Raw genomic sequence first — 20,708 nt, forward strand, 5'->3', positions numbered from 1 at the left:
TGAAGAAACCAAAGTCATTGCACCCTCGGTCTACGTTCGGTAATTCCGCCGCAAAGGCATGCTTTAGATTTTGGGCCACTTTTTTGGCCACACGTAGGCTCTTAAAGTTATGGGCATTGCTGATGAAAACGGGATTCTCTAACACAAAATACATCTGAAAACCCTGGTTAGTTTGGAGAATAAATGTGGGCGTTTGATTCAAGATTTTCATGGCCGCCATGATCATTTGGGCTACGTCCACTTGCATAGTATCCACATCAATGACATACGTATTGATTTGTTGCAGGTTCTCTTCCGAATGCCCCTTGATGAATTTGTGTTTGTCATCTGAGTACGTTCCCCAACGATACGTGTTCGGTGTCCAGTGTGTAAACTGGTTCACTTCCTGAATCAGCGCTTCTTGACTGGTCACAATAAAACCGCGCACACCTTTGCTTCGTTGCAGGTCTTCTTTCTGACGCACGACAAACTGAACGCCCTTGCGATGATGGTTGGCTGCTTCTTGTGCTGCAAAATGTTGCTGAATGGATATTACTCCACGACTATTTCGCTTGGAAAAAGCTGTGATACCTTCATGCACAACGGTACTGATAACAGCCGAGTATGTATATAAATCAATGGTTTCACTAGAATTGGACATGCCACACTGGACTCCTTCCCTTTTTTTCGTACAACAAAAAAGGCTACGACTTCTTCCTTTTTCGGAAGTGCCGTATCCCTGTTCAAGACCGCACAAATTCCGCATAGGAAGAAACTCAATCGTCTCCTAGCGAAAAAAAGTTTTTCAAATGGCTTCATTTCAACGTTTAAAGCCATTGTCAAATAAACCTAAATGTGGTATAATTTTTTTATCGTAAATAATTAAAAATTATATATCACATTGGGGTTTCGTTACTAGGATTACATTTTTGGTCAAATGTAATGTAATTTATATTTTGTATCTCACTACAAAATATAAATCGACGATTCCTTTTTTATTTTCTCAATAATTACCATAACCTATTTATTTTTAAATGTAAACTCTAAATTTCAGACAATTCCATCTCAAAGGTATATTATCATATATGATAAAATGATAATATACCTTTATCTATATATGATTATTATCATATTATCATTTTATTGAAATTCCTAGTAACGCGCATATTAGCAGTATATTGGAGTTGTAACAACTGACATTAGTTATCATATTATCATATTTTTTGACTTTTGCCTGGAATTAAGCTACTATTATCATATAATCAAATTATCATATTATCATATATATAATTATTCATATATGATAATTTAAAAAGGAGACGGGGAAATGGCAATTACAATTTGTGTTGGAAATTATAAAGGCGGCGTTGGGAAAACAAAAAATAATATACTTAATGCATATGAAATAGCAAAAACTGGTAAAAAGTGTCTTGTTATTGATTTAGATCCACAAGGTAATTCGACTACAGTTTTGATTCGTACAAAAAAAGCTCATTCAAATGAAGTATTTAGCTTTGATAAAACATTGATGACTGCTGTAAAGGAAGATAATCTTTCTGGGTTAGAAGTTGAGATTGTAGATAATTTATATTTGCTTCCTTCATACATTGATTTTGCTAACTATACAACATTTTTAGATTTACAATATGGTATCGTAGAAGAATCACATCCAGATTTTAATGCCATTACTCAAAAAAAAATAACGCATTTGGCAAAACTTTTGCAACCTCTAAAAGAAAAGTATGATTATATCTTTATTGACGTGCCTCCAACTAAATCTTATATAACAGATAGTGCAGTTATGGCCTCAGATTATGTTCTAATTGTGTTACAAACACAGGAGCTATCACTAGATGGTGCTACAATGTACTTACAGGACTTACAAAATCTTTCTCAAATATATGGAGGTAATTTTGAAATATGTGGCGTCTTACCTGTATTAATGGATGGTAATGCATCACTTGATCAATTTGTTTTGGATAATGCCGCTGAAGTTTTCGGTGAAGAAAATATTTTTGAACATAAGGTTCCAAATATGGCACGTCTAAAACGATTTGATAACACTGGCATTGTAGAAAATGACCGTCATGATTTGAGAGTCATTGAATTTTATAAAGATGTTGCAAATGAATTAGTTAATCGAATTGATTATTTTGAAAAGGAGAAAGTACATGGATAATCAAAACAAAAAACCTTCCAAATTAATAAGACAAGAACGTATTGTCCCTTCCAATGAAACTGCACAAGAAAATGATAAAAGTTTGCTAGAGAAAAAACAAGTTAGCGTTTCAGCATCGCAATCAAGACAATTTAATGAAAGAAAAGGCTTAAACAGGAATCAAGTAGCAAATGTTAAAATTTCACGGCGAACAAAAGAAGAAATTGATTTACTTATCAAGTTAACTTCCCACAAATTTGCTTATGAAGTTATCGAAAGTATGATTGATAACTATGTTGATAATATTTTAGATCCAGATCAAAGAAGAGCGTTCAAAACATTATCTTCAGTATTAGAAAGCTAAGATATGATATTATTCATATTATTATATATGATAATATGAATAAATGATTAATTTTATAACGTTTATTAGCTAGAAATACAGGGATTTTATTTTTTATTCATATATGATAATATGAATAAATGATAATATAGATATTTGAATAATAAAATGATTATCGAAAATCGTTTCAAATAAGTAGTGCACTCTTCTACAAAGTTATCAAGCTATATCAGATTCCCAAATATCCAAACTAAATTAACTTGCTTTTTTCAAATAAACGAGTTATTCTAATTTTGTCTTACGGAAATAAGACACATGGCAATAATTCACAAACAGCTTACAAGAAGAGCCTTGGAGTCATCATCTCCAAGGCTCTTTGCTAGGGGATTGCCGCTTTTGCCAACCTATTTTTATGCCTTTCTTTGTTCTAACTGTCGTCCAATCTCAATTAAGTCATCCATTTCAGCTTCTATTTCCATCTTCTTTTTCTGATATTCGGCAATCTTCGTTTCCATATCCTGCATCAAATCATGAAATGGAATCGCTAACAACGCAATTTCTTCTTGAAAGTAACCTGGACAACCTAAATGAAGCTCCAATTTTTCGAGTGCTACCGCTTTGATTTGATTTTTTTGCACCCGTTTGATAAGTTCTTGTTTTGTCATACATTCCTTCTTCCTGGCCTACCATCCTTCTAAAGTAAGACGCATTCACGATATTGGGATAAATTCTTACTTGATTCTTACACTTTTTACTAAATCACGATACTCGTCTCCATAATCACGTAAAACTTGATTTCGTTCATGTATTAATTGACGTCCTATCGCTTCACCTGTTTGACTATCAAAAGATAACTTCAATCGGTTTTCAATGTGGTTCATATCTTGAAACCAAGTTTCAAATTGATGCTTTTCTTGATTTAATTGATCCTGACTATCCCATACTATCTGCTGTACCCGCCCTTGTAAAATTGTGCGTAATTTTAATCGCATTAATTTCTTTTCATACGCTTGTTTTTCCGTTTGCAAGCTTTCTACTTGGTTTGTTGCTCCAGATTCCAGGGCCATCTGAAGGCGCTTGTTAAGATCTTGCAACACGCTTTCTAGCTGATTACTCATAGGCTCACTCCTTTTTATGATAAGGGCTATATTCACCCAATGGACGTCCTAACATATCCCCTAATTCTATATCTCGATTTTGAAATTTATAGGCAGCATAACCGATCGCATCCCCGAATTCAAGCCAGCTTTTTTGTTTATGCGTCATCTTTTGTTGTAGTTCTTCACTCAACGCCACATCATAAAAATAATAGTGACTGCCATGCTTCTGGGTAGCCATATTCCCTAATTCTTCTTCAATATCAGACTCATCTAACAAGGCAAGCTCTCCACTACTTATCATGGCGCGTACATCGTTTACAAGAAGACGAATCGCCTCCTCTTGATTGCGTTCCATTTCGCGTATGGTCTCAATAATCGTATCGAAGTTAACCGCTATATTTTTTAATTTGGTGGCTTCTTGTTGGATAGCTTCAGGTTGAATCAGTAATTCAGCAGATCCCCCTGCAGAAAAATAAGGTATAAATGACTCAATGCCATGGCCGTGGCCAGTTGTCCGAAACTGCTTTCCAATAAATGGAGCACTATATTGCGACCAAAGGCCAATTTGTTCTCCCTCATGAGTATAATCAATAATTAAATTTTCAGTACTGCCCGTGTCCACTCTTTTTTTTGCTTCTGGCGATAAGATTTGATAAATATTGGGCGCAGCAAATGTAACTCCCTTAGCCCCATACTCAGCAGCAAGGTCTAATGAAATAGCACCACCCAGGCTGTGCCCTGTTACATACATGTTTTGAGGACTAAATCGTTGTTGAACGACCTGGTAAAAATTTTCCGCATCTCGAAACTGGTTAGGTTTTTTATTTTTATCTTTTCCTAACACTACATATTGAGCATCCGTTACTAAATCATGATCCATTTTAGTTGGTTCCGTTCCTCGTGAAAGAATAACAATGTTCTCATATGTTTGATCTTTACCACTAAAAATATTACCTGATTTATCTTCAATATACTCCTCAGCTGGCACAACTGCATATCCTTGGTAACCATTCTTTGTACTTTCTTTTAGAACTACTCGCCATCTTTTCCCATCTACATCTCTAATTAAGCTTCCTACACTGTAATCTTCATAAGCTCCTTTAGCTAAGCTCCAATATTGGTTATCTTTTATCTTTGACATCTTTTTTCCTCACTTTATGCTATAATTGTTTAAGGTGATAAAATGAATACAAAATACAAATCTATTATAGCAGTTCTTAGCATCATTTTGGTAGTTGTAATTGCAGGAGGATGGTATATGCACCATAAAAAAGAAGAACAAGAAGCCTTTTGGACCAAACAAAAATCGCGAATCGAACTTTTTTACCAGTATAATTACATAGGTGTGCACTCTTTTACTTATACGGATATGCATAAACTCCCAACTGGAACGTATGTCATTGAAGGTTATGTGAATGATGATCCTCAATTAAATTTCAATGCCAGTGCCGACCCAAATACAAATTTTGAAGGTGAAGGTGGGGAATCTGCCGAATTAAGTGAAATGGTTAAACCGGAATATGCTTCTCAAACAAAAAGTGTTTCACAAATATTAAAAGAAAAAAATAAGACCCATCCATAAAACTTTATCCAACAGGCCAAAAAAGACGAAAATCCACTAAAATGGTTTTCGTCTTTTTGTATGCTTGTTGTATTCACTACACTATTTCTTCCGAGAAATGCCAAGTTCACTAAAATAACGTAACAAAGTTCTCCTGGCAATGGCCGTTCTTTTTTCCACATCACGTAACGAATATCTGAAGGTGCCGTCTTCCTTTTTGGCCATGTATAATTCGATTGCTAATAATAAACGCGGATCATCTTGTTCAAATTTACGCTTTCGCCCTTTGTACTTCCCATTTTTTTTGGCAAGTTGAATGCCTTGATATTGACGTTCTTTGATTCGTTTACGTTCTGATTCCGCTTGATATTTATACAACTCTATAATCAAATTATTTAACAACAAGCGTAAATTTTCATCCTGGATACCGTTTAGCTGCGGTAAATTTAAAACTTCCAGCGTGGCCCCTCTTTGTTTAATCTGATCCATGATGTCGGTTAAATCAGCGTTATTTCTGCCAAGACGATCTAATTCCGTCACAACCACTATATCGCTTTCTCGAATATACGCTAACATATTTTCAAGTTCGGGCCGGTTTTTATTTTGGCCGCTTACTTTATCAACAAATATTTTTTCACAATGTTCCAACTGCGCCATTTGTCTTGCTGTGTTTTGATCTGTGGAACTTATTCTAATGTAACCTATTTTACTCATAAGCTTTTTCTCCTTCGGATAAATTGTATCAAATACTTATTGGAATTTTTCTTTTTTTGCCTCTTCTCCATTTCAATTACTCCTTTTTCAAATAATTTTTTGCCCAATTCTAATGCCCCGCTTACAAATCCTATTATACCAGCAAATCACAAAAACGCCAATAGAGTATACCCTATTGACACTTAAATTATCGCTCACTTAAGAAACGATGAAAAGAAGAATGGTTAGGCCATCCTTCTTTTCGTATCTACTTTATTGATAGTAATACAATTTAAATAGATTTTTTAAAATCAATTTTTATAACATTCAACCCAAACGTTTAAGAGTAATTAGTACTTCCTGTAATGTCTCAGTTATCTCTTTGATTTCTTCCATATCTACCCTGAGAATTTTACCATCTATTATATCTAAATTATTCACAATGTAATCTTCACGATCCCCAATATATGGCATTATTTCGATTGCATGTTCTACTCTGTTTATCAATTTTGGGTTAACTCGATATGGTTTATATGGGATTCTGTTATTTTGTTGTCTGATAGCCAGAGAATTCTCTTTGACCTGATCCAAAAGGTGATATAGTAACTCTTTCTGCGTGACTTCATCTCTCTTATCTTTTTTATTTTCATTAAAATTTGGGGCATTTTTTAATTTATCTTCTAAATCCGGCCACCACTTTTCAAATGCTTTTTCAATACGTTCGCTAGAAATTCGGTGCCGCTCTTCTGCTGCTAAATTCATTTCATTTATCAAATCACAGATAGAATCTTTGTCTAATTCTTTTGCAGCCTGAAATTGTGTTAAAGGACTTTTATTAAGGAGAGTGATTTCTGTATGACATAAAATTGGTACCAGGTTAGATCCTAGATTTTTAGATAAAGCCCCTGCTTCAAAATTTATCCAAGAAGATTCTATATTGTTTGGAGTTATAAAAGCTAAACCATAATCATGACTCCTTAAATTTTCTTCTATATTTTTTCCCCATCTTTCACCCAATGTAATATCTTTTTTAGACATATATGGCTCAATGTATTGAAGTATATTCGGTAACCACTCCTTGAAGGACTCAGCCATATATTCACTTTCGGTTCCCGACCAACTTAAAAATACTTTCATCCTTAACTCCCTTTCGCATTCTTTATTTCTTTATAATATACAATAATAAAGGCTATAGAACAATAGTTTGCAGCTATAAACCTATAAAATACATTCCAGAAAATCCATTAAAAACATATTTATAAATTTTGCTTTAAACAACAGGAACTTGCGAAAGGCGTTAGGCGCTTGGTTTTCTTATTTTTCTTGTGGTATAATGAGTCTTGCAAACGAGTTTATGGTGGTCCGCCAGCCTGCCTCATCGGTTCTTCCGATAGAAAGTTGGTGGTGCTTATGTTATTCACAAGCGTTACCCGGAAAGGATAAGCATGTGACTGTTTTTGAAACACTGACACTAATGATTGCTTTCGCAATGTTAATCGTCAGCATCCTTAACAGTAAAAATGACAAAAAATAAAAACCACATATAAGCTCGGCAGCTAGTGGTTTTTATAAAATCATATAAAAAGGCTGTCACCATCTTAAATGGTGTTTGCTAGAGAGTCATGTTCGCGCATGGCTCTTATTTTTCATTTAAATTTCTTCCTTATATAAGGAAGTATAACTAAAACAGATAAAATAATCAAGTTTTTTTGATCTAAATTAAACTTGAGCTTAAACGAATATGCTAGATCTAGCTCAAATTGGCTTATAGCAACCACACCAAAGAAAAATACGGTCCTTCTTTAGAAATTGTTTATTTGAACCTGATACTGTCAAAACATCTCTTTGGCTTATGACGTTTGCAGTTATTCAGCCAATATGAATTTTATGACTCATAAGAAAGGCCAATCTTCCCCTGCGTGACCTTTTATAAAAGTTTTACATCAAATAAGGTGAAACTAAAATGGTAGTATGGGGTGGGATTGTTTCCAATGGTTCTAAATCTTCAATCGGTCCGTCTTCTCCTTCCGCGCATTCGTATAATTCTTTCGCTTTTTCATAAGAAATCACGTTGGGCTTTAAGACTTCTTCCGGATTGTCATTGACCTGATCGCGATACACTTGTTTGGCCATTTCCTCATTTTTCGCTTTTACTAACGCATAATATTCTTGCTCAGCAAATTCATAATAGTTCATTTCTTTTTTCCTCCATTCATTCGTAATAAAACTCGTTGAACTATCGACTTTGAAACGATGATAGCCAACTTACGACTTTTTTCCACCAGGGCTGTTGTTGCCGCTCCATTTCCTGCAGCAGCCATTCCCAAAATATGGCCGGATGGGCAATATCAGCAATGGCTCCATATTCTTTTTCAAAGCGACTTATAAGCTTCAGGCGATAAAGGCAAGCCGTATTCACATACTTATTTTGTCCTTCTACCCTATACGTATGATCTTGCAGCCATTCTTTATACATTTCGATTTCGTTCATAGTAGCCCTCTTTTCTTTTATTGAATATCGAACTATCTGAATAGACTTGCTGCAAGCCATCGACATTGTTCTGGACAATAAAATGATGCTTTTTACTCTCCCATTGATTTTCTTTCGGATCATACTCGAGACTATCCATTGGATAGTCTCGGGCATCCAAGATATACACCGCTAATTGACCTTTTCTTTCATGAATACCCGCAACATTCGTCTGTATAGAATAGGGTTCAAAGTCCGTCAAATAGGTTTGACTACGTAGCTCTTGTAAGATATCTCGCGTCATTTGTGGGGAAGTTTTCAAACTAAATCCATGTTGCATGATTATTCTTTGTAACTCGTCTACAGTAATCGAAGTCGCTACCTCTGCAACTGTATAATCATTAAACATAAGTTCTAAAGTACTTAAATAACTAGAAAATTGGAGCCCTACATCAGGTGATAAAATGAGCCCCCTTTTTTCCAAAGAAGTCGCTACACTCTGCATGAGTTCCTTACTTTTCTGATGCATTGTCTCTTCAAATTGTGCTCTTTCATTCAATCCATCATATTGTTCACATTCTGCATCATTCAACTTTTCATCATTTCCTTTCTTTTTACGATGTATACCACTCATAAAAAGCATCAGGGATTTCGCATTTCAGAAGTTCCATCTTCATAATGAATCAACACGCCTTTTTGTACATTGAATATGTAAACGTTAAAGGAGATTTTTTTATCTTGAATGCTCTGCGCCTCTAATTGAACGCCACGTGCCACAAGCTCATCACCTCGAAAGACAGGTGTTACACGATAACGAACTTCATGGCCCGTTTCTTTCATATAGTTAGCAACTTGATTCTCATACTCCAGCATTCCTGGCGTGTTTAGACTTCGTGTTCCCGTCATTAAATTTTTTAAATTATTATTTTCTCCAGTTAGTTGATACCCTATCAAATGCGATCGATTGTACAACCAATCAGACTTCCCATTAACCGTGATTTTTTTATTTCTCCATCCTGTCGGATTCACATATAAAGGTTCCCTATCCACATTTGGCATAAGCGATTTATCGAGCAAAGCATTCGCTACACCTACACGGTTCAAGGCATCTAAATCAGAAAAAGTTTGTCTTGGCGTTTGATTCGTTGCTAACTCCTCTTTTGTAAAGACCGGTCGATTTTGATTAATTTGAACCACTTGATTTTTACCATCATATTCAAGGAGTGCAAGCTCTTTATATGTAGAACTTTCAACTGCTTGAACTTTTTTCATTTGAGAAGTGCCATTCTCATATATTCCCTCGATTTGGTGATAACCCCAATATCCAGCAAGTACTAAGATAGCCATCACAATGGTTGATAGTCTTTTCAACATTTTCTTTTCTCCTTTCCACAATCATTTATTGTACCTCTCTAAAAACTATCTTTTTATCTACTTGATTAAATGGAGGAAATAAGCAGACCAAGATAGATTTTTTTTATGCTCTATAGGTAAACTTCTTAAAAGTGTCTCTTCCTCCTATTTTTTGAAGGAAGAGACTTTTTTTCCTTATCCCCAAGTAACTTTATTAAGATCAAGTGCCCCCTCAACGTCTGTATATGTCATGTCATATCGCTTCAGTAATTCCTCTTTAAAAGCTTCCATTCTAGATAAATCTTGTGTTTCATAGCTATTATAAATCGTGCACTGTAACGTAGCGATGGCTTGTTCTCGAATAATAGGAACAACATCCGTCATTTTTCTGTCCAACGCTCTAATTTCAATCTCTGCCATGTAATAATCTCTATAGTTTTTTTGATTACTTTGATACATATGGTTGACCAAATACAAAAGACACAAAATAGTATTGTGTCTTTTTCAATTTGGGATAAAAAATGTCTCGAATACCCATCCGATCATCTCCTCTCTTTTCACATCATCTAAGCGAATCCATTTCTTTTACCCATCCCTGATATGTTCCGTCGTCATTAGACCATATCTCAATTTGCAATACTGATCCATTTTCTAACTTTTGCTTTAAACGATAGTATCCATCTTCCTCCATTTCTTCAAGGTCTTCCACAGCATAAATAGCGCTATTTTTTAAGCCTTGTTCATCTAGATACTTGACGTAATGAATTCCCCACGCTTCATCTAAAAACTTAGCCCATGCATGGGCCATATTATTGGCTGTAAATTCTTCATCTGTATACTCAAATAAGCTTTTTTCCATCGATTCCACTCCTTCTCTTAATTGCTTAATTCCAATTTCTTCAATACATCCCTGAGCGTTTCTACAACAATAGTTATCCAATTTTCTTCAAGTAACATCGCATTCGCAAGTGAGGTTAAACTACTGGTAGGACATTCCTTTCCAACAGCTTTTTTGATGGTGATGGCTAAGGCAAGTGACAACCCAAAAACACTCTGGTAGCACTCATCTTCCTGTTGGTTGCTATCGTCAAAAGTTTCGACAACAAACGTAGTATGACTTGTGTAATTTAAAAGAATCATGGTGAGCGTAGCTTCTGTGATTTCATTAAATTTCATTGCATTTTCTTTGGTAAATACACTTGTTGCCGGAACAATTGTCGATTGTTCTATATTTAAACTAGCTAGATACTCACCACTCTTATTACTTAATGCCAGTACAAACATTTTTTTCCTCCTTAAAAAGTATTCTAATAAGACATTTTTTATTCTTCTACCGTGTGAAAATGGGCATTGGAGACTAACCAATTACCCGATTCATTTTTCCACGTAAAGGTCACAGCAACATGCAGTTCCTGTTCCTCCCCCTGACTTGTTACTTGCATTAATATGTCATTATAGGTCTTAAAGACATTCCCTTGCTGATTCACATAGGTTTCACTATCTTTTAATTGTGAAGAAATACCCCCTTGTTCATAATCGTAATTCTCTTCAGCCTTTTGACTTTCTTTTTGAAAATCCGCTGTCAGGTAATTATGCACAAGCTTATCTCGGACTTCCAATGAAGAATAATTAAAGTATGCCTGTAAAGCTTCACTATTTTTCACAAGTAGACTTTGTATTTTTATATCGCGGTCTGACCCTGAAGTACCAACTTCTTGCCTCTCCTTTTTCAAATCCGCATTCTTTTGCTCTACTTTTTGGATTATACTTTGTTGTTGCATGACTAGTTTCTTTTGATGATTGACATTTTTTTGTAATTCTTCTACCTCCTGTGCTTTTATCCACCAAAAGCTTAAACTTACCACCACAGCAAAAATCGTCCCCAAAATAAACACATTTCGCTTCATGTACTTTCCTCCTGTTCTATGATTGCGGTACTTTTAATCCAAGGACAGGTGCTGGATCAATCTGCCCACCAGTTTTAGCTTTCCGGATTTCAAAGTGCAAGTGGGGGCCTGTACTTTGTCCTGTTGATCCCACTTCCCCAATCACATCTCCTTTTTTTACATCCTGTCCTTCTCTGACTAAAATCTTAGACATATGTCCGTATAACGTCCATTCACCAGCTGACCGATGTTCCAACTCGACAACATTCCCATATCCACCATACCCACTTCCAGATACGCCAAAGTCTGCAAAAATAACCTTCCCATCATCCGCTGCATAAATTTTAGCTCCTGTTGCTGCACCAAAATCAATCCCTTTATGACTTTCAGGTTTACCTGTCAACGGATTAATTCGATCCACAAATCCGCTTGTCACTCGTGGCTGATCCACTGGTACTCTGTATTTCCCTGTTCCAGAACCTGCTCCGCAAGAAGCATCTCCCCCTTTACTTAAGTCATACCATTTCAGGATGTTGCTCCAGTAATTCTTGTCGCCTGGTCCGACACCAAAACCTGGGGCGACTTGTTCGTAGAAATAATTATTCGCTTCCACGGACCATTTGCCGCCTCGCTCTTTTTTCAGCCAAGGGCCAAATGCTGGAAAATTATAAAGCACGGAAGAAATATTCACGTCTTCTTCATTGGATGGGGATGGCTCTCGTCCCGTAATATCTTGAACTTTGGTAAGAATTTGTTGAAAGAAGATGACCCCTTGTTTAATACTCGCTTCTTTGTTCAATGTATTGGGTGGAAGACCCAGACTTTCTGAAGCTTGAAACACATCTTCCACCCCATTTAAGCCGCCACGACTCTCTTGCATGACATGGGCTAATAATAAATTAAGCCATTTTTGATTTAATTTTTGTCGGTCCATTTCCACTTTAATCGCTGGTGCTAGTGTCATAGTCGCTTCATTCACACCTGCGGCGATGCTACAACCTCCACCGTCCACCGGTTCTTCCTTATAGCCCAAAAGTGCCGTGCCTATTCCAGCTGTAATCAAAACCGGAATGAGAATAGCACCTATCACAAACACACTGATGACAACAACGATTCCACCTAGGCATCCTTTTTTCATGAAGGCGCACTCCCTAGCTGCTCATCTACTTGCTTACGTTGTAATTTCTCTAATTCCTTCTGTTCTTCAGCTGCTCCTTTTTTTTCTAAAGAATGTAGGGGACGACTTGGCTCAGACCTTTCCTCATTAGGTAAAGAAGCTAAGGGTTTAAGATTAGAATCCGAAGAAATAGACGTAGATTCTAAAGCTGGTGGATGGATTTCCTCCATCTCTTCCAAGCTGTGTAACTCACGTGGAGAAGTTTCTACATCATCTGGGGCCACTACAACCTTTTTAGTGTCTGTAGTGTCTTGTCCTTCTAAATCAGAAAGACTATACAAGTCAGATGGAGAAACTTCGGCAGTTCCCTTTGATTCTTCTCCAGACGGTAAAGAATCTGATTGTCTTTTTTCTTCAGCAACTGGAGACGTAACTTCATTCTCTTTAGAAGCAACGTTCTTTTTAGCTGGTGAAGCATTCTTCCCTTGTTTCCCTGCCGCACTTGATCTTTTTTTTGCTATTTTAACTGTCTCTTTTGGCAATTCAGATAAACCACGGTTTCCTGTCATAAAATCTCCAACTGTCGCACCAACTTGTGAACCTATCATAATACCTTGCGGTCCTGCTGCAACACCACCAATCGTTGCCCCTGCGAGTCGGGTTGTTCCTTGAACACCTGATGTCACCTTTTCTTTCACAGGTTCTGTTACACGTTGTGAACCATCAACAACATGCTTGACAAGCCCACGTGCTCCAGAAAAAAGACCCATAATCCGTTTCCGGAAAACAAATAAGATAATCATAATCACAAATTGTAAATAGACAGATGCAAAATAGCCCATCAATCCCGCTGTTAAGGGTATATCGTAGACAACATCCGTGATTGTAAACATAATCATCGCTAAGAAGCTTACTACGATTTTAGCTCCTAAAGGAAAGGTCAATTCTGCAATATAACGCCATAGTATGCCCATTTGGTTAGGTAGGATACACATCACCAAAACAAAGGGAGCTAGACTCGCCATAAAAATAAAGTAGAGCTGCAAGCCTAAGAAAGCAAAGGCTAGTAGCCAAATTGGAATCGACAAGAATCCATTAACTACCGTAAATAAACCAACGTAAACCATTCGATTGATGATACTGTTTGGAAGAACCATCTCATTATGATAGTCTTTGACTTCTTTTCCCAAAGCTATTTTCTTTTTTGAATCATCAGGAGAATTTAGCAGTAGACTCTCAATCCTTGTACTACCTATACTTTCTTCATCTGCTGTTCCAAACTCTAAATATAGCCATGGTCGATGAACCATCATATTAAAAACACCATCCTCAAGTGTGTCCAATTTAGTGGTCCCGGTGTTATTTTTTTGAGTGGCCGTCGCAATCCCATTCGTTAATTCCGATGTTATGGTATTAATCCATACCGTAATCGTTTGAAAGCTCGTAATCAACGTAATCGCTAAGGCTAAGGCCACGATGGGCTGAATTATCGATTTTACGCCTTCTAATGGGGCTCGTTTAAAGGAGAACACATAGACGACATAACAGACGGCAATCACTGCAAATAAGCTCGCCAATGTCCCAAAAGTGCCTGTGCTTCCAATTTGACCATTATGAATACCTGCAGTATCTTGAATTTTCGTTCCAAGAATCGAAATCAAGTAATTCATGAGATTTCCATTCATTGAAAAATGTAAAGCTGTTAAAACAAAATTGGTCATCATAATATTAAACTGAAAACAAGTTTTCACTAACATCAGGAACATGGAAATAATCATATCTTGAACACTGCCCATAATGTCATCCGCTTTATCTGTAAAGTAGTTTCCTATGATGGTTACCGGATTAAAAGATGCATTTTTATTTTCTTTTTGAGCTTCTTTTTGTTGGGTATAGGTCACCACATCAATATCGGAATATCTAGGCGGTTTTTTACTATTTTTATAGGGTCCAAATTGACGATCTTTGATATCAAATTGTTGCGCTAATTCCGATGATGTTGTTGTGTGTTCCAATTCTTTGGCTTGTGCGACTTGTGGAGCCACGAGTAATAAACACAAAACGAAAAAGAGACCCCCTAATAGGAACCTCTTTGTTTGATGAGACATGAAAACACCTCTCTTATTAGTATTTAATTTGAATCACTTACAAAACTCTTGCCACGATGTAGAACCGTGATATTTTTGGAATCCGCCCTCACCATTTTTTGAATTCTCGCTTCACGATCCGAAGCATCAAATTCATCGAAGTGAGGCCATGATTGATATGAGCTCAACTTCCATTTACCTTCTTCTTTTTCCATTTCTAATTTGAATACATAAAATTTATTATTATCAGGGTAAATTTCCGCCAACGGAGTACCGCTTTCTCCCGGCAATGAATACAAACCGGCAGTAGCTTTCCCAATTAATATATAATTCAATACTCCTTTATCTTTCAACTGATCATACATAGCAAAAAAGTAGTCTTTATCATTTACCAGTTCTTTATATCCTCCTGGATTTAGCGCTTCCTCTTTTTTTATACTCACTTTGTCTAGTCCAGAAAAATTTCCGTCTTGATATGAACTATCTGATTTGATAGGAGAATTACTTGCCGGCGCTTCCATTACATAATCTTGTAACTTTTTAGAAGCATGCTCTTCATAGATAGCTCTAAAGTCCAAATCTACCAAGGCTTCAAACGAATTCCGGGCGACTTGATCTGCTTCTGGATAAGCACTAGCTTTTTTCACGTCCGTTTGATTGTCAGAACCTGCCTCTGCCTTTTTCGTCTCTTCCTGTCCGCCACAAGCACTTAAGATGACGATGACTACAATCGCCACGCTCATTCCAATCCACTTTTTCATGTTCTTCATCCCTTCTCGTATCTTTTGGATAGTTAAAAAATATCTTTTGTCACATCTAACACATGAACCCATGTTAAGGCGTCTGCTTTTTCCACATATCGAGCCTCACGTGCCCGATAATCAACCGCTTTAATTTGATGAGTCAACACAACACCCTGCACTATTTTCTGTGTATCTTGAATGGGCAATACGCTGGGATAGTTACGACTACGATGACTAATCGGACAGACTACACAAAAGCCTGTCGCGCTATTGAAACTGGTTTGGCTTAACACCAGTACGGGCCGCCGTTTATAAATTTCTTTTCCTACAGCCCCCGTAAAATTGACATACATAATATCCCTCTGTTTCGGAATATACGTGGAATTCTCTTCCTCATCTATTGGCCATTTTCCCATTCTTTTTCTTCCTCCGTTAAGGTTGAGTAAAAACCATCCCATTGAGCCGAATCTTCAAAAACATTTGGATGAACAGGCTTTAAGATTAAGGTATCATCGACTTGATAGACGTTATACTCTTCACCCTTTTTTAGCTGGATTTCCCTAGGAAGAATCACACCTAACGAGTTGCCAATTGAGCGTACTTTGGTTTTCATACGTACAACCCCTTTCGTTATAACTCATTATAACATTTCGTTTTTGAAGTGGCAACAAGTAGGTGTATTCTTTTCTCTCTATCACTTAGATGTAATGCGCTGAACGTTCTTTTTCTCGTTTTCTTTCCTCGACAGACGATGTAGATGTATCAAAGGCTGCCAGAACTTCATCGAAAACCGGATTGACACGTAAGATATCGACACGCCCATAAATGTCCTGGAAGAGACAAACCCCTCTTTCTAAACTGGTTAATCGTCTGATATTCATCTGAGTAATGGGCAAGCCCATAAAATGCAACATCTGGGTTGCTTCTTCCGTTTTATTCAAATGAAAGCAAAATTTCATTCCCATATTATTAATATCATTTTCTTGGTCACTTGCATTTTGAGCCCCTTTGATTAAGCTCGTGGTGAAGTAACGGCCTCGACGTACAATCGTATTATTTAATTCACGTCCTTTATCATTTTTATCCGTAATATCTGCCTCATCCGAGATAATGATTTTATGTCGCGTCCGGTCCCCATGCATCATAAACTGTTGGGCATAGGCGGTAAGAGAGGTTAGTAACGCGGTACTAATTTTTTCCGCTGCCGTATAATCTTCTGGGTCCTTTTCATTTTTAGGTAGATTGAGTTGTTCAATGGCCACCACCTGCAACGGATAGTCCATATTTAAGCTATTATTGTGATCGCCTACCTGACCCATCAAGAGTTTGGTAAAAGGTTGCTTCATAAAACTTTGCAAGGTATCTTGTAAATCAATGAGATCTTCTAACCGTTCCTGTGTCAGGGTAAGGCCCTCATATCGTCCTAAATCCTCTTTTTTCTCCCGAGCTTGTAGCGCTTTATCACAGACATCATCCAGAAAGGCTAATGCATGAGACACACAAGGTTCTTCTTGTTTGGCAGCATAGGAAAAAGCATGCATCAAAAAATTATATTTTTTCTCACCCATTTTGGCCCCCGTTAAATACGCAAAAATATCCGTAGCCACACTTTGCCCCGTTTCGACATCCACACTCGTTCGAAACGGGTCTAAAACGCCTCGATACGCTTCGCTATGATTGAGTTCCAAATAGTTAATCGCGTCTTTCGGGATGTACGGTAGACCGTCTTTCCATTTCTTCCGGTCATTTTTTGGATCAATAACTAGGCCTAGACTTCCTGTCAGTACAGAGAGATAGACGAGTAAATTCTGCAGCACAGACTTTCCAAATCCGGTTGAACCCGCAATCATAGCTGAAATCGAATTCACCATCGATGTCACGGAATCAAAGGCTTTACTCGCCAATTCTGGATAAATAAACACCGGCTTTCCCTGTAATGTTTCACCAAGATAAATCCCTCGATCATCCCCAATCCCACTCGCAGCCCCGAACATCATCCCGGCAATCATGCGTGGATCCACTTCAATTTGATAATCTTGGTTTTGTTGCTTTCCCCCTGGAATCATCTCCATAAACAAATGTGGTTGTTCCCCGAAAGGCGCAAAGACTTCTAACCCCATTTTTCGTGTTTCTTCTTGGAAGGTTTCGGATCGATTTTGCAACTCTTCTAGACTCTGAGCCTGAATTCGAAAGATTAGACTACAATCATACGTAGGGTACGCGGTTTTCTCAAAGTATTTTTCTAACAAAATGACCCCTTTTTCTTTATCTGCTGTACTTAAATCCACTTGTGTATTCGCTTTGGCAGCTTGTTCCTTCTGATCTTCATAATCTAATTTTTTATTGGATAATTGTTTCATCACATTCTCATTCGGCTTATAGTGGAGACGACCTGAATAGAGAAACGGAAAGGATAATCCTTTTTGAAGGTGATAGAGCCATTCGTTTCCAGGGAATTCATGTTCATCATGCGTAAACTTCGTTAAGACAAAACAACGCACATATAAACTTTCCGCTTTGCCGTCCACATTACGTGTCAAACGCAGTGTTTGCGCATCGACTTCTTCGATAAAGGTTTGTTGTAGCGATCTGTAACCTGATTCATTGGGGGTAATCGCCTCTATTTCCTCTCCGTGCAACTTCACCTGTTTACTCACGCCGGTTTCAAAATCTTTCCGTAGATGTATATCTTTAAAATTGGGTGTGGCCGAGTAACGGCTTTCAATCATATATAACATTTCTGGCAAACTAATTTCCCGGACGCTCGCTCCAAAACTCTGCCCGTTTTGTGTCGCAGAAAAGGCACGTTTTAACTTCTCTCCAATTTGCTTCGCTTGTTCGTGATAGGCTTCAATTTCAAAGCGTAGAATATCAGGTAAGTTTAAACCAATCGCTTGATTGATAGGCGCATTGAGACCTTTTAGAAATTGGCGTAACCCGTTTATCAGTTGGGTGCCACGATTTCCTTTTTGATATCGATTTTTCTCTTTTAATAGCTGAATACCGACATAATTACGATATTCACGTTTTTCTAATAGTTTATCTTCTTCTACTAATGCTTTGGCTTGATATTGGATAAATTTATCCCCATTTTCATGTAATGGATAGGGATAGTTTTCCGCTTTTTCCCGCATCATCTCGCGCGTTTCTTCCATGATGCTTAAAATGTTACTGGACTGGGGGTTGCCCACCTCATGGACATCATGACCTTGCGATTGAAAAAACTGAAGTTGATTCATAAACGGCATAAATTTTTCTTCATCCGATAAAAACTCATAATTAAAACCAGGTACAGCATAATAAGCCGTCACGCGCCCGTCTTTGGAAAAGACTAGGTTATCTTCAATATGCCAGATGGGAAAATCTAAAAAAGCTTTTGCCATAGGTTCTGAGCTCCTTTCTATGGAGAGAGAGCTCGCTAGTGCGAGCTCTTTCCCACTGTAAAATGTCCCTGTATCTGATAGTGGCTGTTGGATTGGGTGTTTACCGGTTTAGACTGATAGTCATACGTCCCACGTAAGCCATAAATTTGTGGCTTTTTCACCAACTTCCCACCATAAAAAGCATTCCCCATTTGTTTCCGGCCCATATACATAAAAAACGAACGAAAATATTTCAACGAATTTCGATTTTCTGTATAGACCCCTCCAATAAGGTAAGAGATGCCGATAGGTATGGCGATATATGCGATGATGAAGGGAATCCATATCACCAATAAATTGACAAGGGGTAGATGACGCCAGATGACCATACCGATGACCCCTCCCACAAAATAGAGAAGAGAGCGCAATTTAAACGCTCTTTTGGAGCCAATGCCAAAGAATTGATACACTTTCCGCTCAAAAAGCATCAGATTGGTCACCACATACATCGTAATGCGCGGGGATTGATTTTGTTTCTCCTCCATATTGACAACTCCTTCTTATTTAAAGAGCACTGAACTCGCCCATTCGGCAATCGTTAAAATTAAATCGGGTTTAACAACGAACATTCCGATGACAATCAAACCAATGGCTGACATCACAAAACCAATCAATGATCGCTTATAGGCACAAATACAAATCACTACAATAACAGCTACCAAAAATACCCATCTCAATTCTCCACTGAACCATTCATAGATTCCTTGCGCTGTTGGCATATTCTCTCACCTCCCTTCTAGCGTTGATTCCATTCTTGAACCAGGTACCGCTTTTCTTTTTTTCCTTTTTGAAGTGTTAACTGATAGCGCGTGCTTGTCTCTAAACCTGTATCCGGATTTGTAAAACTCACCGTCGCCCAAACGAGCAACTGGTGACCCTCTCCCCTACGAATTTCTTTTTCTTCGATTTCTTTATACTGTAAGGTACCGTTAAGCCCTTGAATGGTAATGGTTGGGGCGACAAGATACGCTAACTTATCCGCATCATCTTCCGCATAGGATTTAAAAAAAGTCTCTAAAAAGGTTTGAATTTCACTAGTACTACCGTTATATGGCTCATACTTCGGATTAATCCGGAAGGATTCTCCAGTGGCTTTTTGCTGATAGACGGTAAATTTTGGTAAATCATACACAGAAAAGTGCCCGTTGACATATTCCACGGGAACGACTACATCTTGTGCAAACTCCTTTGTTTCTTGTTTCGTTTGTTTTTGTTTTTTCTTTACTTTTTTAGCCCCTTGCTTCACCTCCACGACTTTCTCGTCTGTCCACTTCCGCAAAAGACTCCCTTCAACATGGTAGGTTAAATAGGCTTTTTGATTGCCTTTCTCTTCTGCGTCTTTAAGCGTCACTTTGGTCACGCGACTACTCCCCTGTACACTAGATAAATTTAAACCAGCCTGTGGATCTAAACCCTTCACAAGATAGCTCGCCAGCTGTTTCTCATGGGCTTGGACACCTTCATCTGTCGTTTCAAATGTGTAATAGGTTTGAAGAAAGCTGCGACCAAATTCAGTGGCTTGTGGGGTAATCGCTTGATTGGCTGTATGAGATTTTTGTTTAGGGATTTTGGTTGCTGTGATACGTGATTGTTGAAAACCTATAACAGCTAAAACAACCACTAGCACGATAAGTAGCCAAAAACTCATTTTCCCAAAGCTTTTCGCACGTTGCCCCGGTATCCTAGACGCGCTTTTTTTCTTTTTTTCTTTTTGTCGTTCCCCTTCGCGCGCCCATATCCGTTTAAAGCCACGCCATAGGGATTTATTTTCCTTTTGTTTATCCATAACTAACCTC

26 protein-coding genes and 1 pseudogene are annotated in these 20,708 nt (G+C 37.6%); 4 read left to right on the top strand and 23 right to left on the bottom strand.

Annotation, left to right across the window (positions count from 1 at the left end):
* Positions 1-640: pseudogene (locus CFT42_RS14235) on the bottom strand (primase C-terminal domain-containing protein); the annotation flags it as partial.
* 666 nt (positions 641-1,306) lie between these two features.
* Between CFT42_RS14235 and CFT42_RS14240 the strand changes: the two are divergent.
* Both CFT42_RS14240 and CFT42_RS14245 read left to right on the top strand, forming a co-directional pair.
* A complete protein-coding gene (locus CFT42_RS14240; protein WP_088816482.1) occupies positions 1,307-2,158 on the top strand; it encodes an AAA family ATPase in 852 nt (283 codons plus the stop codon).
* Complete coding sequence (locus CFT42_RS14245) at positions 2,151-2,501, top strand: hypothetical protein (protein WP_088816483.1); 351 nt, start codon at positions 2,151-2,153, stop codon at positions 2,499-2,501. The genes CFT42_RS14240 and CFT42_RS14245 overlap by 8 nt, the downstream gene beginning before the upstream one ends.
* Positions 2,502-2,890: 389 nt before the next feature.
* Here the strand turns inward: CFT42_RS14245 and CFT42_RS14250 are convergent, their stop codons facing one another.
* The 3 genes from CFT42_RS14250 to CFT42_RS14260 form a co-directional block, all read right to left on the bottom strand.
* Positions 2,891-3,145, bottom strand: coding sequence for a hypothetical protein (locus tag CFT42_RS14250; RefSeq protein ID WP_088816484.1), 255 nt, complete (start codon positions 3,143-3,145; stop codon positions 2,891-2,893).
* 66 nt (positions 3,146-3,211) lie between these two features.
* Positions 3,212-3,598: a hypothetical protein gene (locus CFT42_RS14255; RefSeq protein WP_088816485.1), complete on the bottom strand. Its 387-nt coding sequence runs from the start codon at positions 3,596-3,598 to the stop codon at positions 3,212-3,214.
* Positions 3,599-3,602: 4 nt separating this feature from the next.
* On the bottom strand, positions 3,603-4,721 hold the full coding sequence (locus tag CFT42_RS14260) for a DUF6792 domain-containing protein (RefSeq protein ID WP_088816486.1): 1,119 nt from the start codon (positions 4,719-4,721) through the stop codon (positions 3,603-3,605).
* 42 nt (positions 4,722-4,763) lie between these two features.
* Here CFT42_RS14260 and CFT42_RS14265 point away from each other — a divergent pair, with 42 nt between their 5' ends.
* Positions 4,764-5,162: a DUF1433 domain-containing protein gene (locus CFT42_RS14265; protein ID WP_088816487.1), complete on the top strand. Its 399-nt coding sequence runs from the start codon at positions 4,764-4,766 to the stop codon at positions 5,160-5,162.
* Positions 5,163-5,243: 81 nt separating this feature from the next.
* On the opposite strand, the gene CFT42_RS14270 is transcribed toward CFT42_RS14265, so the two are convergent.
* Both CFT42_RS14270 and CFT42_RS14275 read right to left on the bottom strand, forming a co-directional pair.
* Complete coding sequence (locus CFT42_RS14270; RefSeq protein ID WP_088816488.1) at positions 5,244-5,855, bottom strand: recombinase family protein; 612 nt, start codon at positions 5,853-5,855, stop codon at positions 5,244-5,246.
* A gap of 306 nt (positions 5,856-6,161) precedes the next feature.
* On the bottom strand, positions 6,162-6,971 hold the full coding sequence (locus tag CFT42_RS14275; RefSeq protein WP_088816489.1) for a toll/interleukin-1 receptor domain-containing protein: 810 nt from the start codon (positions 6,969-6,971) through the stop codon (positions 6,162-6,164).
* A 337-nt stretch (positions 6,972-7,308) separates the two neighbouring features.
* Between CFT42_RS14275 and CFT42_RS15140 the strand changes: the two genes are divergently transcribed.
* Positions 7,309-7,368, top strand: coding sequence for a hypothetical protein (locus CFT42_RS15140; protein WP_425268602.1), 60 nt, complete (start codon positions 7,309-7,311; stop codon positions 7,366-7,368).
* A gap of 404 nt (positions 7,369-7,772) precedes the next feature.
* On the opposite strand, the gene CFT42_RS14280 is transcribed toward CFT42_RS15140, so the two are convergent.
* The 17 genes from CFT42_RS14280 to CFT42_RS14360 form a co-directional block, all read right to left on the bottom strand.
* Positions 7,773-8,030 (bottom strand): hypothetical protein, encoded by a 258-nt coding sequence (locus CFT42_RS14280; RefSeq protein WP_088816490.1) that lies wholly within the window; start codon positions 8,028-8,030, stop codon positions 7,773-7,775.
* 40 nt (positions 8,031-8,070) lie between these two features.
* Positions 8,071-8,325, bottom strand: a complete 255-nt coding sequence (locus tag CFT42_RS14285; RefSeq protein ID WP_088816491.1) for a hypothetical protein — start codon at positions 8,323-8,325, stop codon at positions 8,071-8,073.
* Positions 8,303-8,896 (bottom strand): hypothetical protein, encoded by a 594-nt coding sequence (locus CFT42_RS14290; protein ID WP_159458183.1) that lies wholly within the window; start codon positions 8,894-8,896, stop codon positions 8,303-8,305. Before CFT42_RS14290 ends, CFT42_RS14285 begins: the two co-directional genes overlap by 23 nt.
* Positions 8,897-8,946: 50 nt before the next feature.
* Positions 8,947-9,678 carry a DNA/RNA non-specific endonuclease gene (locus tag CFT42_RS14295; protein WP_088816493.1) on the bottom strand — a complete coding sequence of 244 codons (732 nt, stop codon included), beginning with the start codon at positions 9,676-9,678 and terminating at the stop codon, positions 8,947-8,949.
* 174 nt (positions 9,679-9,852) lie between these two features.
* Positions 9,853-10,077: a hypothetical protein gene (locus tag CFT42_RS14300; protein ID WP_088816494.1), complete on the bottom strand. Its 225-nt coding sequence runs from the start codon at positions 10,075-10,077 to the stop codon at positions 9,853-9,855.
* A gap of 142 nt (positions 10,078-10,219) precedes the next feature.
* Positions 10,220-10,516, bottom strand: coding sequence for a hypothetical protein (locus tag CFT42_RS14305; RefSeq protein ID WP_088816495.1), 297 nt, complete (start codon positions 10,514-10,516; stop codon positions 10,220-10,222).
* 17 nt (positions 10,517-10,533) lie between these two features.
* Complete coding sequence (locus CFT42_RS14310) at positions 10,534-10,941, bottom strand: hypothetical protein (protein ID WP_088816496.1); 408 nt, start codon at positions 10,939-10,941, stop codon at positions 10,534-10,536.
* 38 nt (positions 10,942-10,979) lie between these two features.
* Positions 10,980-11,564: a hypothetical protein gene (locus tag CFT42_RS14315; protein WP_088816497.1), complete on the bottom strand. Its 585-nt coding sequence runs from the start codon at positions 11,562-11,564 to the stop codon at positions 10,980-10,982.
* Between the two features lie 16 nt (positions 11,565-11,580).
* Positions 11,581-12,681 carry a M23 family metallopeptidase gene (locus CFT42_RS15040; protein WP_244169982.1) on the bottom strand — a complete coding sequence of 367 codons (1,101 nt, stop codon included), beginning with the start codon at positions 12,679-12,681 and terminating at the stop codon, positions 11,581-11,583.
* Positions 12,678-14,768 (bottom strand): CD3337/EF1877 family mobilome membrane protein, encoded by a 2,091-nt coding sequence (locus CFT42_RS14325; protein WP_159458184.1) that lies wholly within the window; start codon positions 14,766-14,768, stop codon positions 12,678-12,680. Before CFT42_RS14325 ends, CFT42_RS15040 begins: the two co-directional genes overlap by 4 nt.
* A 23-nt stretch (positions 14,769-14,791) precedes the next feature.
* The gene (locus tag CFT42_RS14330) at positions 14,792-15,508 is read right to left on the bottom strand and encodes a hypothetical protein (RefSeq protein WP_088816499.1); all 717 of its coding nucleotides are present in this window, start codon (positions 15,506-15,508) and stop codon (positions 14,792-14,794) included.
* A gap of 32 nt (positions 15,509-15,540) precedes the next feature.
* Complete coding sequence (locus CFT42_RS14335) at positions 15,541-15,906, bottom strand: type II toxin-antitoxin system PemK/MazF family toxin (protein ID WP_088816500.1); 366 nt, start codon at positions 15,904-15,906, stop codon at positions 15,541-15,543.
* Entirely contained in the window at positions 15,888-16,103 is a 216-nt protein-coding gene (locus CFT42_RS14340) for an AbrB/MazE/SpoVT family DNA-binding domain-containing protein (RefSeq protein ID WP_088816501.1), read from the bottom strand. The genes CFT42_RS14335 and CFT42_RS14340 overlap by 19 nt, the downstream gene beginning before the upstream one ends.
* An 85-nt stretch (positions 16,104-16,188) precedes the next feature.
* On the bottom strand, positions 16,189-18,873 hold the full coding sequence (locus CFT42_RS14345) for an ATP-binding protein (protein ID WP_088816502.1): 2,685 nt from the start codon (positions 18,871-18,873) through the stop codon (positions 16,189-16,191).
* 35 nt (positions 18,874-18,908) lie between these two features.
* On the bottom strand, positions 18,909-19,397 hold the full coding sequence (locus CFT42_RS14350; RefSeq protein ID WP_088816503.1) for a hypothetical protein: 489 nt from the start codon (positions 19,395-19,397) through the stop codon (positions 18,909-18,911).
* A gap of 15 nt (positions 19,398-19,412) precedes the next feature.
* Complete coding sequence (locus CFT42_RS14355; RefSeq protein WP_088816504.1) at positions 19,413-19,631, bottom strand: hypothetical protein; 219 nt, start codon at positions 19,629-19,631, stop codon at positions 19,413-19,415.
* 17 nt (positions 19,632-19,648) lie between these two features.
* Positions 19,649-20,698, bottom strand: coding sequence for a conjugal transfer protein (locus CFT42_RS14360; protein ID WP_088816505.1), 1,050 nt, complete (start codon positions 20,696-20,698; stop codon positions 19,649-19,651).
* Positions 20,699-20,708 lie beyond the last annotated feature (10 nt).

This window comes from Listeria goaensis (genome assembly GCF_900186125.1).
GTDB lineage: Bacteria > Bacillota > Bacilli > Lactobacillales > Listeriaceae > Listeria > Listeria goaensis.